At 70.7% G+C, this 13,541-nt stretch carries 11 protein-coding genes; 2 read left to right on the forward strand and 9 right to left on the reverse strand.

Annotated elements, in window-relative coordinates; translation table 11 throughout:
• Positions 1 to 56 precede the first annotated feature (56 nt).
• Positions 57 to 2,612: a DUF4118 domain-containing protein gene (locus ACFV1J_RS10860; protein WP_385856984.1), complete on the reverse strand. Its 2,556-nt coding sequence runs from the start codon at positions 2,610 to 2,612 to the stop codon at positions 57 to 59.
• A gap of 282 nt (positions 2,613 to 2,894) precedes the next feature.
• Between ACFV1J_RS10860 and ACFV1J_RS10865 the strand changes: the two genes are divergently transcribed.
• Positions 2,895 to 3,530, forward strand: a complete 636-nt coding sequence (locus ACFV1J_RS10865; protein WP_385856985.1) for a GNAT family N-acetyltransferase — start codon at positions 2,895 to 2,897, stop codon at positions 3,528 to 3,530.
• Positions 3,531 to 3,717: 187 nt separating this feature from the next.
• On the opposite strand, the gene ACFV1J_RS10870 is transcribed toward ACFV1J_RS10865, so the two are convergent.
• Positions 3,718 to 4,293: a TetR/AcrR family transcriptional regulator gene (locus tag ACFV1J_RS10870; protein WP_385856986.1), complete on the reverse strand. Its 576-nt coding sequence runs from the start codon at positions 4,291 to 4,293 to the stop codon at positions 3,718 to 3,720.
• Between the two features lie 158 nt (positions 4,294 to 4,451).
• Between ACFV1J_RS10870 and ACFV1J_RS10875 the strand changes: the two genes are divergently transcribed.
• On the forward strand, positions 4,452 to 4,898 hold the full coding sequence (locus ACFV1J_RS10875; RefSeq protein ID WP_385856987.1) for an anthrone oxygenase family protein: 447 nt from the start codon (positions 4,452 to 4,454) through the stop codon (positions 4,896 to 4,898).
• Between the two features lie 341 nt (positions 4,899 to 5,239).
• Here the strand turns inward: ACFV1J_RS10875 and ACFV1J_RS10880 are convergent, their stop codons facing one another.
• The 7 genes from ACFV1J_RS10880 to ACFV1J_RS10910 all read right to left on the reverse strand — a co-directional run bounded on the left by ACFV1J_RS10880 (position 5,240) and on the right by ACFV1J_RS10910 (position 13,540).
• Entirely contained in the window at positions 5,240 to 5,950 is a 711-nt protein-coding gene (locus ACFV1J_RS10880) for an ABC transporter ATP-binding protein (RefSeq protein WP_385857090.1), read from the reverse strand.
• Between the two features lie 289 nt (positions 5,951 to 6,239).
• Positions 6,240 to 7,448, reverse strand: coding sequence for an alginate lyase family protein (locus ACFV1J_RS10885; RefSeq protein ID WP_385856988.1), 1,209 nt, complete (start codon positions 7,446 to 7,448; stop codon positions 6,240 to 6,242).
• 330 nt (positions 7,449 to 7,778) lie between these two features.
• Positions 7,779 to 8,450: a potassium-transporting ATPase subunit KdpC gene (kdpC, locus tag ACFV1J_RS10890; protein ID WP_385856989.1), complete on the reverse strand. Its 672-nt coding sequence runs from the start codon at positions 8,448 to 8,450 to the stop codon at positions 7,779 to 7,781.
• A gap of 22 nt (positions 8,451 to 8,472) precedes the next feature.
• Positions 8,473 to 10,581, reverse strand: coding sequence for a potassium-transporting ATPase subunit KdpB (kdpB, locus tag ACFV1J_RS10895; RefSeq protein ID WP_385856990.1), 2,109 nt, complete (start codon positions 10,579 to 10,581; stop codon positions 8,473 to 8,475).
• A 32-nt stretch (positions 10,582 to 10,613) separates the two neighbouring features.
• Positions 10,614 to 12,326 carry a potassium-transporting ATPase subunit KdpA gene (gene kdpA, locus ACFV1J_RS10900; protein ID WP_385857091.1) on the reverse strand — a complete coding sequence of 571 codons (1,713 nt, stop codon included), beginning with the start codon at positions 12,324 to 12,326 and terminating at the stop codon, positions 10,614 to 10,616.
• Positions 12,327 to 12,357: 31 nt separating this feature from the next.
• On the reverse strand, positions 12,358 to 12,447 hold the full coding sequence (kdpF, locus tag ACFV1J_RS10905; RefSeq protein ID WP_096212427.1) for a K(+)-transporting ATPase subunit F: 90 nt from the start codon (positions 12,445 to 12,447) through the stop codon (positions 12,358 to 12,360).
• A 325-nt stretch (positions 12,448 to 12,772) separates the two neighbouring features.
• Positions 12,773 to 13,540: a DUF3710 domain-containing protein gene (locus tag ACFV1J_RS10910; RefSeq protein WP_385856991.1), complete on the reverse strand. Its 768-nt coding sequence runs from the start codon at positions 13,538 to 13,540 to the stop codon at positions 12,773 to 12,775.
• Position 13,541 lies beyond the last annotated feature (1 nt).

The raw sequence follows: 13,541 nt of genomic DNA on the forward strand, positions 1-13,541 counted from the left end.
GCGTTTCCCGGCGGGGCGGCCCGCGGGACGTGGGGTGGAGGGCGGCGGGGTCCGGCTCATGTCGTGACCTGGGCCGGGAGGTCGGGCCGGACCGGCGGACGGCCGCCCGCGGCCCGGAGCGTGAGGACCATCGTCATACCGCCTCCCGGGGTGTCCTCGGCGGCCAGCGTGCCGCCCATCGCCTCCGCGAAGCCCCGGGCCACGGCGAGCCCCAGCCCCACGCCGGCGCCGCGCGGGACGTCGCCGTAGCGCTGGAACGGCTCGAAGATCCGGTCCTTGGCGCTGTCGGGCACGCCCGGGCCGCGGTCGGCGATCCGCAGCTCCACCCGGTCGCCGAGCGCACTGGCCGCGACCAGCACCGCCTCCCCGTCCGGGCTGTACTTCACGGCGTTCTCGACGAGATTGGCGACCGAACGTTCCAGCAGCCCCGGATCGACCGCGACCATCGGCAGCTCCTCCGGAATGTCCAGGGTGACGCTGCCTTCCGGTACGCCGCCCAGCGCCATCGGCACGACCTCGTCGAGATCGATCTCGCGGATCAGCGGGGTGACCGTGCCGGTCTGCAGCCGGGACATGTCCAGGAGGTTGCCGACCAGGTGGTCCAGCCGGTCCGCGCCGGCCTCGATGCCGGCCAGCAGCTCCGCCTCGTCCTCGGGCGACCAGGCCACGTCGTCCGACCGCAGGGAGGTGACGGAGGCCTTGATGCTCGCCAGCGGCGTCCGCAGGTCATGGCTGACCGCGGCCAGCAGCGCCGTCCGGATGCGGTTGCCCTCGGCCAGCTCCCGGGCCCGTTCGGCCTCGCCGACCAGCCGCTGCCGGTCCAGTACGACGGCGGCCTGGGCGGCGAAGGCGGCCAGCACCCGGCGGTCCTCGGCGGGCAGCACCCGCCCGGTCAGCGCCAGCGCCATGTGGTCGCCCACCGGCATGTCGACGTCCGCGTCCTCCGGCCGCCGCAGCGGCTCGCTCCTGTCGGAGCCGCCGGCCCGGCCGGCGCAGGTCCACGGGTCGACGTCGCTGCGCCGCTCCAGCAGCGCCACGGTGTCCATGCCGAAGGTCTCCCGCACCCGCTCCAGCAGGGCGTTCAGCGCCGTCTCACCGCGCAGCACGCTGCCGGCGAGGAACGACAGGATCTCCGACTCGGCGCGCAGCCGTGCCGCCTGGTGGGTGCGGCGGGCGGCGAGGTCCACCACCGAGGCGACCGACACCGCGACCGCGAAGAAGATCGCGATGGCGACGATGTTCTCCGGGTCGCTGATGGTGAGGGTGTGGGTCGGCGGCGTGAAGTAGAAATTCAGCAGCAACGAGCCGACCGCGGCCGACGCCAGCGCCGGCAGCTGCCCGCCGAGCAGCGCCGCCACGACGGTCAGGAAGAGGAACAGCAGGACGTCGTTGGCCAGTCCAGGGCCGTTGGCGAGGCTCGACAGCAGCAACGAGAGCAGCGCCGGGCCGCCCACGCCGACCAGCCAGCCGGCGATGATCCGGGCCCGCCCCAGCCGCGCACCGCGCGACACCGGCAGTCCGCGGCCCTTGGCGACCTCCTCGTGGGTGACGATGTGCACGTCGAGGTCCGGGCCCGAGTCGCGGGCGACGGTCGCCCCGACCCCCGGCCCGAAGACGTACTGCCAGGTCTTGCGGCGACTGGACCCCAGCACGATCTGCGTGGCGTTCACCCCGCGCGCGAACTCCAGCAGCGCACTCGGTATGTCGTCCCCGATGACGTGGTGGAACGTCCCGCCGAGGTCCTCCACCAGGGTCCGCTGGACGGCGAGTTCCTTGGGTGAGGCGGAGGTCAGCCCGTCACTGCGGGCTATGTAGACGGCGAGCACCTCGCTGCCCGAGCCCTTGGCCGCCATCCGGGCGGCACGGCGGATGAGCGTACGGCCCTCGGGGCCTCCGGTGAGGCCGACGACGATCCGCTCGCGGGCCTGCCAGGTCGACCGGATCGAGTGCTCCGCGCGGTACTCCTGGAGGTACTCGTCGACGCGGTCGGCGACCCAGAGGAGCGCCAGCTCGCGCAGCGCCGTGAGGTTGCCCGGCCGGAAGTAGTTCGACAGGGCGGCGTCCACCTTGTCGGACTGATAGATGTTCCCGTGCGCCATCCGGCGCCGGATGGCCTGCGGCGACATGTCGACAAGCTCGATCTGGTCGGCCCGCCGCACCACCTCGTCCGGCACGGTCTCGCGCTGCCGGACGCCCGTTATGGACTCGACGACGTCACCGAGCGACTCCAGGTGCTGGATGTTCACCGTCGAGATGACATCGATGCCGGCTTCCAGCAGCTCCTCGATGTCCTGCCAGCGCTTGGGGTTGCGCGAACCGGGCACGTTGGTGTGGGCCAACTCGTCGACCAGGGCCACCGCGGGCTTGCGTTCCCGTGCCGCGTCCACGTCCATTTCGGTGAAAACCGAGCCACGGTACGTCAGCTCGCGGCGCTGGATCTGCTCCAGGCCGTGCAGCATGACCTCCGTACGGGGCCGCCCGTGGTGCTCGACGAACGCCACCACGACGTCCGTGCCCCGCTCCACGCGCCGGTGTGCCTCGGACAGCATCGCGTAGGTCTTGCCGACGCCGGGCGCCGCCCCGAGATATATCCGTAGCTTGCCGCGTGCCATGGCCCCATTGTCTTACGTGAAGGCCGCCCCCACCGGGCTGGCCTGCTGCGACCCTACCGACCCCACAAGCGAACAAAAGCCTCAGTCGACGCCTTCGCGCCCGGTCTTGACGCGACTCTGATACGGGGCTTCGTCGCTGCCGCGGGCGGGCGCTGCTCGGGGCCCGCGGCCTCCGGATCAGCGGGAACGGCGACCGGCCGAGGCCGGCCGCCCCTGCCCCTCCGTTCACGCGCGACCAAAACACCTCGCCGCACGACACGGCTGAATGCGACGATGCCCCTCATGACGGACACCGCGCCCGAGCCCTTGCCCGGGCCCGTAACCGACCCCACCTCCCTCACCGGCCACTCCCCCGCCCCCGAGGAAGGTCTGACGACGGGCCGCACGCCCGCGGTACGGATCGCGCACACCGCCGACCTGGACGCGGCCACCCTCGGGGCGGCGCGCGCCCTCCTCCACGACGTCTTCGACGACATGACCGAGGAGGACTGGGACCACGCCCTCGGCGGTCTGCACGCCCTGGCCTACGAGGACGACGAACTCATCGGCCACGCCTCCGTGATCCAGCGCCGACTGCTGCACGGCGGCCGGTCGCTGCGCTGCGGTTACGTCGAGGGGGTCGGCGTACGCGCGGACCGGCGCGGCCGTGGCCACGGGGCGGCCATGATGGCCGCGCTGGAACGAGTCATCCGCGCCGCCTACGACCTCGGCGCGCTCGGCGCCTCCGACGAGGCCGCCACCTTCTACGCCGCCCGGGGCTGGCAGCAGTGGCGCGGCCGCTCCTGGACCCTCACCCCGTCCGGCGTCCGGCGCACCGCCGACGAGGACGACTGCCTCTACGTCCTGCCGACCCCCGCCGCCGCCCTGGACCTCGACTCCGACCTCACCTGCGACTGGCGCGACGGCGACGTCTGGTAGCGGCGTACGGGGGTGGGGCGCGCTGCTAGCGGTGTGCGGGGGGGGAGACGGGTGAGGGCTGAGGGGGCGTGCAGGCCGTGAGGTGTCGTGAGGGCCGCGAGAGTTGTGAGGACAGTGAGGCCTGACGCAGCGCCAGCGGCCGGCGTGAACTCGCGCTTGCTGGAGACCGTTTCTGTTGCGCTCCCGTTCACTTCGGGACGAAGCGGTCGACCAGGAGAGTGAGGCGGTCGGGGACCCGGTCGGCGGGCAGGCGTCCGGCGCGGGTGAGGGTGACCAGCCCGTGCAGCGCGGCCCAGAACGTCTCGACGAACAGGCCTGGTTCGTCGGGATGCGCATGCTCGACGAGCGGGTCCAGCAGGGCCTGGAACGCCTCCCGCAGCGGCGCGGGCGTGTCCTCGTCGGCGAACAAGAGGCCGTTGTCGAGGCTGAACATCGCGTCGTACAGGGCGGGATTGCGCGCGGCGAAGTCGGTGTAGGCGCTGGCCAGCGCCGCGACCGCCTCCCGCCCGGGGGGCCCTTCCGGCACCGCGGCGCGCAGCGCGGTCGTCAGCTCGGCGAACCCCTCCAGCGCGACCGCCCCGACGATCTCCTTCTTGCCCCGGAAGTGGCTGTAGAGCACGGGCTGGCTGTACTCGATCTGCTCGGCGAGGCGGCGCGTGGTAACGGCGTCCCATCCCTGCGTCTCGGCCAGCTCGCGGGCCGTGGAGACGATCAGCCTGTGGCGGTTGGCCCGCTCGCGTTCCTTGCGTTCACGTACCGACATGCCTCGATGCTAGCACCGCTAGACAACAGAGCAACGACCGGTCTAGCATCGAACCAGAATCTAGCGCCGCTAGATAATTGGGCCTCCAGGCCGCCAATCGCTCGGCCGCCGGCGCTTCAAGCCCTTGTTCAAGCCCTGTTCAAGCCCTGGGAGGGGACATGCACAACGCACTGGCCGTCATCACGGTCGTCGTGGTCGGACTAATGGTGGGCGTGGAATTCGCGGTGGCGGTGTTCGTCAATCCGATCCTCGACCGGCTCCCGAACGACGGCGGACTCGACGCCCGCAGCGACGGGGCACGCGTCCTCGGCCGGGTCATGCCGTTCTGGTACATCGGCTCGGTCGTCCTCGGCGCGACGTGGTCCGCGCTGACATGGGGCGACGCGGGCGCCTCATTCATCGCCGCGGGCACGGTGCTGCTGGTACTGAGCGTGGTGATGTCGATCCTGCTGCTCGTACCGATCAACTCACGTGTCGCGGCCTGGTCGAAGGAGGGCCTGCCCGCCGACTGGAAGCAACAGGTCGGCCGATGGGACCGCTTCCACTACGTCCGCGTAGCCATCATCGTGCTCGCCTTCGTACTGTTCACGATCGCCCTGACCTGACGGACCATCAGGGGCTTGGGTGCGGGCGCCGGCCCGGGTACGCCCCTGCTGCTGCAGCAGTTCACCATGGCGCCCTGAAACCGTACGGAATGGCCGCCCCACCCCGAACCGACTCGGGAGGGGGCGGCCAGGCGCGCGTCGGGGAGGGGGGAGGGCCATCGCCATGAAGAGCGCTTCCTCCTCCCCTGGGGCCCTCCCCCCGGCTACCTTCCCCCCTCCCCCCGGGGGGCCCTCCCCCTCCCCCACCCCGCCTCCTCCACCCCCGCCCCCACTGACCGGCCGACCCCGCCGCCCCCCGCGCCCCGCCACCCCCACGCCGTCCTAAGCCAAGCCCGTGGCCGCTACGCCAAGCCCGCCGCCGCTCGGGTTTGTGCGCCCTCCTCAGTGATCAACCCGTCGTTCAGCGTCAGGACGCGGTCGGCAAGGTCCAGGAGGGTGTTGTCGTGGGTGGCGACCAGGGCCGTGACGCCCTCGCTACGGACGACGGCGCGCAGCAGTTCCATCACCTCCAGGCCGGTTTCGGCGTCGAGTTGGCCGGTGGGTTCGTCGGCTATGAGAAGGGCGGGGCGATTGGCCAACGCGCGGGCTATCGCGACCCGTTGTTGCTGGCCGCCGGAGAGTTCGCCCGGGCGCTGCCGGGCGTGGTCGGCGAGGCCGACCAGTGACAGCAGCAGCGCGACGCGTTCCTCGCGCTCGCGTGGCGGGACCTTGCGGAGGCGCAGGGGCACTCCGACGTTCTCGGCGGCGCTCAGGATCGGTATCAGCCCGAACGACTGGAAGACGAAGCCGATGCGGTCGCGGCGCATTTCCAGCAGTTCGGTCTCACCGAGGGCGGCGAGCGGGGTGCCGTCGACGGTGATGCGTCCCGCGTCGGGGGTGTCCAGGCCGCCGATGAGGTTGAGGAGTGTCGTCTTGCCGGATCCGGAACGGCCGCGCAGGGCCACCAGTTCGCCGCGCGGGATGCGACAGGAGACCCCGCGGAGCGCGTGCACGGCGCCGGCGTCACTGCCCTCGCTGCCGTAACTGCGGTGCAGATCCTCGACGATGACCATCGCCGTGGGGACACCGCTTGCCCGGTCGGCTCCCCCGACACCGTCCCCTGCGGACGCGTCGGACTTCCGCTTCCCCGCCCCGCCGACCGCGTCCGGCCGGGATCCGCTTCCCCCGTTGTGCATGGTCGTCCCCCCTCCCGTTGCGGCATCGGTGCGCCGCGCCGGTCGGGCACCCTCGGTGGTGCCTGCCGGTGGCGTCAGTATGCGTAGGGCGTGGTTCGGCGGGCAACGCCTGTGGATAACTGTCGGATGCGGCCGCGGGAAGGGCCGGCGGGGAGCCGCCAGGCGGTCAGTTGGGGTTCTCGGCGTGGGTCAGGGTCTCCCAGGCCACGAAGAGGTTGTTGGAGCCCGCCGGGCGCTGCTGCTCGGTGAGTTTCTGCGTGCGCGGCATGTCGAAGTGCATCCGGTTGTGCAGGGCGTTGTAGCCGACCTCGGTGACGGGGCCCAGGCCGCGCTTGAGGGTGCCGCCGCACAGCCAGGACGGCGGGGCGGTGCCGAGTTCGTAGGTGGCCTGGAAGCCGAGGGCGTGGCGCAGGCGTTCGGCGACCTCGGGGTAGAGGTCCTGGCCCTGGAGGCGGGTGGTCTCGGCGATGTGGGAGATGGCCGACAGGCCGTATCCGGTGTGGGTGAAGTCGCGGCAGGTTTCCTGGGTCAGGCCGTCGACGAAGGTGGACTGGCCCTGCCAGTACTTGATGATCTTGTCGCGGGTGTTCAGGCCGCTCCCCGGTGTGGTCCTGGGCAGAGCGCCGTCGGACGTGAGGTAGATGTACGCGGGGACGCGGGCGCGGTAGGTGGCGAGGGCCTTGTCGTAGGAGGCCTTGTCGTCCAGGAAGACGGAGATGCCGACGGCGGCCTCCATCATGGTCAGTTCCCAGTTCCCGTTGCTGTGCGAGCCGTTGATGACCTCGGGGAGGTAGACGGTGCGCAGCATGCCGGCGAAGCGGTCGATGCGGTTCTTGGGCCAGCCGTTGTACGTGTAGCGGATGATTTCGGCGGCGCGCGGCCAGGAGGAGCCGGCCCAGCCGGTCTGTAGTGGGGCGTTGCTGTTGGTGTGTTCCTTGAGGGTGGCGGACCAGGCGTCCATGATCTGGATGGCCTTGTCGGCGTATCTGCTGTCGCGGGTGAGGTACCAGGCCAGCGAGAGGGTGTAGGCGGCGAGGGCGTCCTCGCGTTCGTCGGTGCAGCCGTGGTTGGGCTTGGAGTACGGGCCGCATTCGACGGTGCCGCGGGGTTTGGGCGTGCGGGAGAGCGAGGCGTACGGGCTCGCCATCATCGCGTCGAAGGCGCTCTTCCAGGGCTGGGCGCCGGAGTTGACCTTGCTGCGGACGTGGTCGAGCTGGCGGGTGCCGACGAGGACGCCGGGGTGGGTGAAGGTGGCCGGGGCGGACGCGGACGGTTTGGTGGCCGCCGGGGCCGCGGTGGACGGGGCGCCTATGAGGAGGCCGGCCGTCAGGGCGCCGGTCAGCGTGCCGGCGACGAGGGTGAACGTTCTGCGCATGGGGGGTGGGTGCCTTCCTGCCGAGATACTCCACGGGGAGGGAAGAAGGGCTGGTCTCGTGTCGCCTTCTTTCCGCTCTCAGACTGTTCTCGTACATGAACAACAGGCGCTGACATGAACGTCTGTCATGGCTGGGAAAAGTAGAGCCCAGCCGACGCCTCGTCAAGGCATGACGCAGGAAGGTGACTCAGGGGCGGCCGGTTGGCCCACCGACCGTCACAACTGCCGTCCTCACACCGTGAGTTCAGATATCTGAAGAGCAGAAGGCGGCTCCCGAGGAGGAATCCCTCGGGAGCCGCCCGTCGCCCGTCGTTGGGGCTCCTTTCCGGTTCAGCCCTTGTCGCCCTGTGCCCGCAGCAGATCCCGCAGCGCCACGTTCAACTCCAGTACGTTCACCCGCGGTTCGCCGAGGAAGCCCAGGGCGCGGCTCTCGGTGTGACGGGTGACCAGGCGGCGCACCGTGGTTGCCGGGAGGTGGTTCTCCTTGGCGATGCGGTCGGCCTGGAGTTGGGCGTACGCCGGGGAGATGTCCGGGTCGAGGCCGGAGCCGGAGGAGGTGACGGCGTCCGCGGGGACCTTCGATGCGGGGACGCCGTAGGTCTCGGCGACCCACTTCTTGCGTTCTCCGACCGCCTTGGTGAGGTCGGTGTTGCCGGCGCCCAGGTTGGAGGCGCCGGAGACCTTGAGGTCGTACTGGGTGTTGACGCCGTTGGTCCGGTTGCTGCCCAGGCCCGCGGACGGGCGCGGCTGGAAGAACCGCAGGTCGGGGATGGGGTTGCCCTGTTTGTCGGTGCCCTTGTCGTAGCGCTGGCCGAGGAGCGAGGAGCCGACGACCTTGCCGTGGGAGCGGACCTCGGACCCGTTGGCCTGGTGGGGGAAGGCCGCCTGGGCCACGCCGGTGACCAGTAGCGGGTAGAGGACGCCGCACACCACGGTCAGGACGAGCAGGGCGCGCAGGCCGGCGCCGAGCAACCGGGCGGTGTTGCGTACCGAGTTGTTCATGGCGGTTACCACGCTTTCCGCATCAGTGCAGCCCGGGGATGAGGGAGATGAGCACGTCGATGAGTTTGATGCCGATGAACGGTGCGATCAGTCCGCCCAGGCCGTAGATGCCGAGGTTGCGCCGCAGCATCCGGTCGGCGCTGACCGGGCGGTACTGCACGCCCTTCAGGGCGAGCGGCACCAGCGCGATGATGATCAGGGCGTTGAAGATGATCGCCGACAGGATGGCGGAGTTGGGGCTGGAGAGCCGCATGATGTTGAGGGTGTCCAGGCCCGGGTAGGCCACCGCGAACATCGCCGGGATGATGGCGAAGTACTTGGCGACGTCGTTGGCGATGGAGAACGTCGTCAACGCGCCGCGGGTGATCAGGAGTTGCTTGCCGATCTCGACGATCTCGATGAGCTTGGTCGGGTTGGAGTCGAGGTCGACCATGTTGCCGGCCTCCTTGGCGGCCGACGTACCGGTGTTCATCGCCACGCCGACGTCCGCCTGCGCGAGGGCCGGGGCGTCGTTCGTCCCGTCGCCGGTCATCGCGACGAGCTTGCCGCCGGCCTGCTCCCGCTTGATGAGCGCCATCTTGTCCTCGGGAGTCGCCTCCGCGAGGAAGTCGTCGACGCCCGCCTCCTCGGCGATCGCCTTGGCCGTCAGCGGGTTGTCGCCCGTGATCATGACGGTCTTGATGCCCATGCGGCGCAGCTCGTCGAACCGCTCCCGCATGCCCTCCTTGACGACGTCCTTGAGGTGGATGACGCCCAGCACGCGAGCGCCCTTGTCGTCCTCGACGGCCACCAGCAGCGGCGTGCCGCCGGCCTGCGAGATGGCGTTGCTCACGGTGTCGGCGTCATCGGCGACCGTGCCACCGCGCTCCTGGACCCAGGCGAGGACCGAACCGGTCGCGCCCTTACGGACCTTGCGGCCGTCGACGTCCACCCCGGACATCCGGGTCTGGGCGGTGAACGGCACCCACTCCGCGTCCACCAGTTCGCCCTGGTGGCGCTCGCGCAGCCCGTACTCCTCCTTGGCGAGGACGACGATCGAGCGGCCCTCGGGGGTCTCGTCGGCCAGCGAGGACAGCTGGGCGGCGTCCGCGACCTCGGCCTCCGTCGTGCCGCGTACGGGCACGAACTCGGCGGCCTGGCGGTTGCCGAGTGTGATGGTGCCGGTCTTGTCGAGCAGCAGCGTCGAGACATCGCCGGCCGCTTCCACGGCCCGTCCCGACATCGCCAGGACGTTCCGCTGGACGAGCCGGTCCATGCCGGCGATGCCGATGGCCGAGAGCAGGGCGCCGATGGTCGTCGGAATCAGGCAGACCAGCAGGGCGAGCAGCACGATCATGGGCTGTTCGGCGCCCGCGTAGATCGCGAACGGCTGGAGGGTGACGACGGCCAGCAGGAAGACGATAGTGAGCGAGGCGAGCAGGATGTTCAGCGCGATCTCGTTGGGGGTCTTCTGCCGTGCGGCGCCCTCGACGAGGTTGATCATCCGGTCGATGAAGGTCTCACCGGGCTTGGTGGTGATCTTGATGACGATGCGGTCGGAGAGCACCTTGGTCCCACCGGTCACGGCCGAGCGGTCGCCGCCCGACTCGCGGATGACCGGGGCGGATTCACCGGTGATGGCGGACTCGTCGACGGAGGCGACGCCTTCGACGACATCGCCGTCGCCGGGAATGATGTCGCCGGCCTCGCAGACGACGAGGTCGCCGATGCGCAGTTCGGTGCCGGGGACCTGCTCCTCCGCACCGTCGCTCAGCCGACGTGCGACGGTGTCGGTCTTGGCCTTGCGCAGGGTGTCGGCCTGCGCCTTGCCGCGGCCCTCGGCGACCGCCTCGGCCAGGTTGGCGAAGATCACCGTCAGCCAGAGCCAGACGGCGATCGCCCAGCCGAACCAGTCCCCGGGGGACAGGCAGGCGAAGACCGTGGTGAGTACGGAGCCGACCTCGACGACGAACATCACGGGGGACTTGGCCATCACCCGCGGGTCGAGCTTGCGCAGCGCGTCGGGCAGGGACGTGACCAGTTGCTGGGGGTCGAAGAGTCCGCCGCCGACGCGGCCGTCGCCGGGCTTGTGCCCGCCGGGGACGTCCTGGTGCGGGGCCCGGGTCGGGGTGGCTGTCGGGCTGGTGGTCATGGAGCCGGGCTCCTCAGGTTTGGCGGGGGCGGTCATGACAGGCCCTCCGCCAGCGGGCCGAGTGCCAGCGCCGGGAAGTAGGTCAGACCGGTGATGATCAGGATGGTGCCGACGAGCAGCCCGGCGAAGAGCGGCTTCTCGGTGCGCAGGGTGCCGGCGGTCTCCGGGACCGGCTGCTGTTCGGCGAGCGAGCCGGCCAGCGCGAGGACGAACACCATCGGCAGGAAGCGGCCGAGCAGCATGGCCAGCCCGATCGTGGTGTTGTACCAGGGGGTGTTGGCGTTGAGGCCGGCGAAGGCGGAGCCGTTGTTGTTGGCGCCGGAGGTGAAGGCGTACAGGACCTCGGAGAAGCCGTGCGCACCGGCGCCCAGGGCCTTGGTGTTGAGCATCGAGCCCAGTGCGTCGGGCAGCACCATCGAGGCGGCGGTGAGGCCGAGGACCAGCGTCGGGGTGACGAGGATGTAGCAGGCGGCGAGCTTGATCTCGCGGGTGCCGATCTTCTTGCCGAGGTACTCGGGTGTGCGGCCCACCATCAGGCCGGCGATGAACACCGCGATGATCGCCATCACGAGCATGCCGTAGAGGCCGGACCCCACCCCACCGGGGGCGATCTCACCGAGCATCATGCCGAGCAGCTGGATGCCGCCGCCGAACGCGGTGAAGGAGGAGTGGACGGAGTCCACGGCTCCGGTGGAGGTCAGGGTGGTGGCCACCGAGAAGATCGCCGAGGAGCCGACGCCGAAGCGGGTCTCCTTGCCCTCCATGGCGGCGCCCGCGGCCTGCAGGGCCGGGCCGCCGTGCGCGAACTCGGTCCACATCATCAGGGCGGTGAAGCCGAGCCAGATGACGCACATGGTGGCGAGGATCGCGTAGCCCTGCTTCACGTTGCCGACGAGCTTGCCGAAGGTGCGGGTCAGCGCCAACGGGATGACGAGGATCAGGAAGATCTCGAAGAGGTTGGTGAAGGCGTTGGGGTTCTCGAAGGGGTGGGCGGAGTTGGCGTTGAAGTAGCCGCCTCCGTTGGTGCCCAGTTCCTTGATGACCTCCTGGGAGGCCACCGCACCGCCGTTGGCCTGCTGGTGCCCGCCCAGGAACTGCCCGACCTCGTGGATGCCGGAGAAGTTCTGGATCGCGCCGCAGGCGACCAGGACGACGGCCCCGATGACGGCGATCGGTAGGAGGACGCGGACGGTGCCGCGCACCAGGTCGGCCCAGAAGTTGCCGAGTTCGCCGGTGCGGACGGGGGTTCCCCCTGCTTGAGCGGAGCGCGCCCGGTGGAGCGCGAAGCCGCGGACCAGGGCGATCGCGACGGCCATGCCGGTGGCCGCGGACACGAAGTTCTGCACCGCGAGGCCGGCGGTCTGCACGACGTGGCCCATGGCCTGTTCGCCGCTGTAGGACTGCCAGTTGGTGTTGGAGACGAACGACGCGGCGGTGTTGAACGCCTGGTCGGGGCTGATCGACGCGAACCCGAGGGACAGCGGCAGATGGCCCTGGAGACGCTGCAGGAGGTAGAGGAGGAGCACCCCGGCCGCGGAGAAGGCCAGGACGCCGCGCAGGTAGGCGGGCCAGCGCATCTGTGCGTCCGGGTTGGCGCCGATGCAGCGGTAGAGGACCTTCTCGACGCGGAGGTGCCGCGGGGAACTGTAGACGGCGGCCAGGTGGTCGCCGAGGGGGCGGTACGCCAGGGCCAGCGCCGCGAGGAGCGCTATCAGCTGGAGCACGCCGGCGAGGACGGGGCTCATCGGGCCCGCGGCGGAGGCGGCAGTGGTCACCTCAGAACCTCTCCGGGAAGACGAGGGCGAGGACGAGGTATCCCAGCAGGGCGACGGCGACGATCAGGCCGACCGTGTTCTCGACGGTCACAGCTTCGCCACCCCCTTGGCGACGAGGGCCACCAGCGCGAAGACCGCGATCGTGACGACGACGAAGGCCACGTCGGCCATCGTGTGCTCCTAGTTGGACGGGAAGTTCGGACCCCTAGAGCAAACCGTCCACATGACCGCTCCTGAGCGGTGTTGACGCCTCCCTTACGGCCATTAGCGCCCTGTTGACGGAACCCATACGGCCCTTGCCCTGACCTGCACAAACACGAAGGGCCCGCACCCCCTCGAAGGGGGTGCGGGCCCGTTTGACCGTCGTGTTCCGGCCGGTCCGGCGCCCTGGTGGGCACCGTCGGCCGGCTCGTGTGTCAGCGGATCTCCGTGATCTCCGGTCCGCGCTCCAGGCGCTCCACGCCGCCGCCGAAGCGGGACTGCTCGACCGGCTCCTGCTGCACGCCGTCCGGCACCATCTGGGCGTCGTCCGGCAGCTTCAGGACGATCGGGTCGCGCGGCGCCATCGGGCCCTCGCCGCGGACGACGACGGTGTCCCGGAAGATGTGCTCCAGCACGCCCGCGGCCTGCGGCTGCACCGCGCCCTGGCCGGAGATCACGCCACGCAGGAACCACCGGGGCCCGTCCACGCCCACGAACCGCACGACCTGCACGCCGTTCGTGCCGTCCGGCAGCTGTACCGGTACCTGGGCGCGCAGCTCCCAGCCCAGCGGGCCCTCGACCTCGTCGATGACCCCGCCCTGCTGGGTGATGCCGGCCGCGATCTCCTCGCGGACCTCGCCCCAGATGCCCTCGTTGCGGGGAGCGGCGAACGCCTGCAGCTGTACGGCGCTGTCCTGCAGCACCACGGTCGCGGCGACGATCGCGTCACCGGCGACCTCCACCCGCAGCTCCATGCCCTCGACCCCGGGCACGAACAGCCCGCCGAGGTCGACCCGGCCCTCGCCGGGGTGGGTGACCTCGGAGGAGTCCCACGGCCCGTCGGGGCGCGGCGCGGGCGGAAGATTGACCCGGTGCTGCTCCCCGTCGCTCTCCTCCTCGGCCGGCGCGCCGGTCACCGTCTCCTCGGCGAGCCCCGCCGCCGACTCCTCAGGAGTCTTGTTCTTCTTGCGACGTCCGAACACG

This window comes from Streptomyces sp. NPDC059649 (assembly GCF_042734445.1).
In the GTDB taxonomy this organism is placed as follows: domain Bacteria; phylum Actinomycetota; class Actinomycetes; order Streptomycetales; family Streptomycetaceae; genus Streptomyces.

Bases quoted from the DNA above. Each gene is read 5' to 3' on its own strand.
- ACFV1J_RS10860 (WP_385856984.1), bottom strand. From the start codon at position 2,612: ATGGCACGCGGCAAGCTACGGATATATCTCGGGGCGGCGCCCGGCGTC.
- ACFV1J_RS10865 (WP_385856985.1), top strand. From the start codon at position 2,895: ATGACGGACACCGCGCCCGAGCCCTTGCCCGGGCCCGTAACCGACCCC.
- ACFV1J_RS10870 (WP_385856986.1), bottom strand. From the start codon at position 4,293: ATGTCGGTACGTGAACGCAAGGAACGCGAGCGGGCCAACCGCCACAGG.
- ACFV1J_RS10875 (WP_385856987.1), top strand. From the start codon at position 4,452: ATGCACAACGCACTGGCCGTCATCACGGTCGTCGTGGTCGGACTAATG.
- ACFV1J_RS10880 (WP_385857090.1), bottom strand. From the start codon at position 5,950: ATGGTCATCGTCGAGGATCTGCACCGCAGTTACGGCAGCGAGGGCAGT.
- ACFV1J_RS10885 (WP_385856988.1), bottom strand. From the start codon at position 7,448: ATGCGCAGAACGTTCACCCTCGTCGCCGGCACGCTGACCGGCGCCCTG.
- kdpC (WP_385856989.1), bottom strand. From the start codon at position 8,450: ATGAACAACTCGGTACGCAACACCGCCCGGTTGCTCGGCGCCGGCCTG.
- kdpB (WP_385856990.1), bottom strand. From the start codon at position 10,581: ATGACCACCAGCCCGACAGCCACCCCGACCCGGGCCCCGCACCAGGAC.
- kdpA (WP_385857091.1), bottom strand. From the start codon at position 12,326: ATGAGCCCCGTCCTCGCCGGCGTGCTCCAGCTGATAGCGCTCCTCGCG.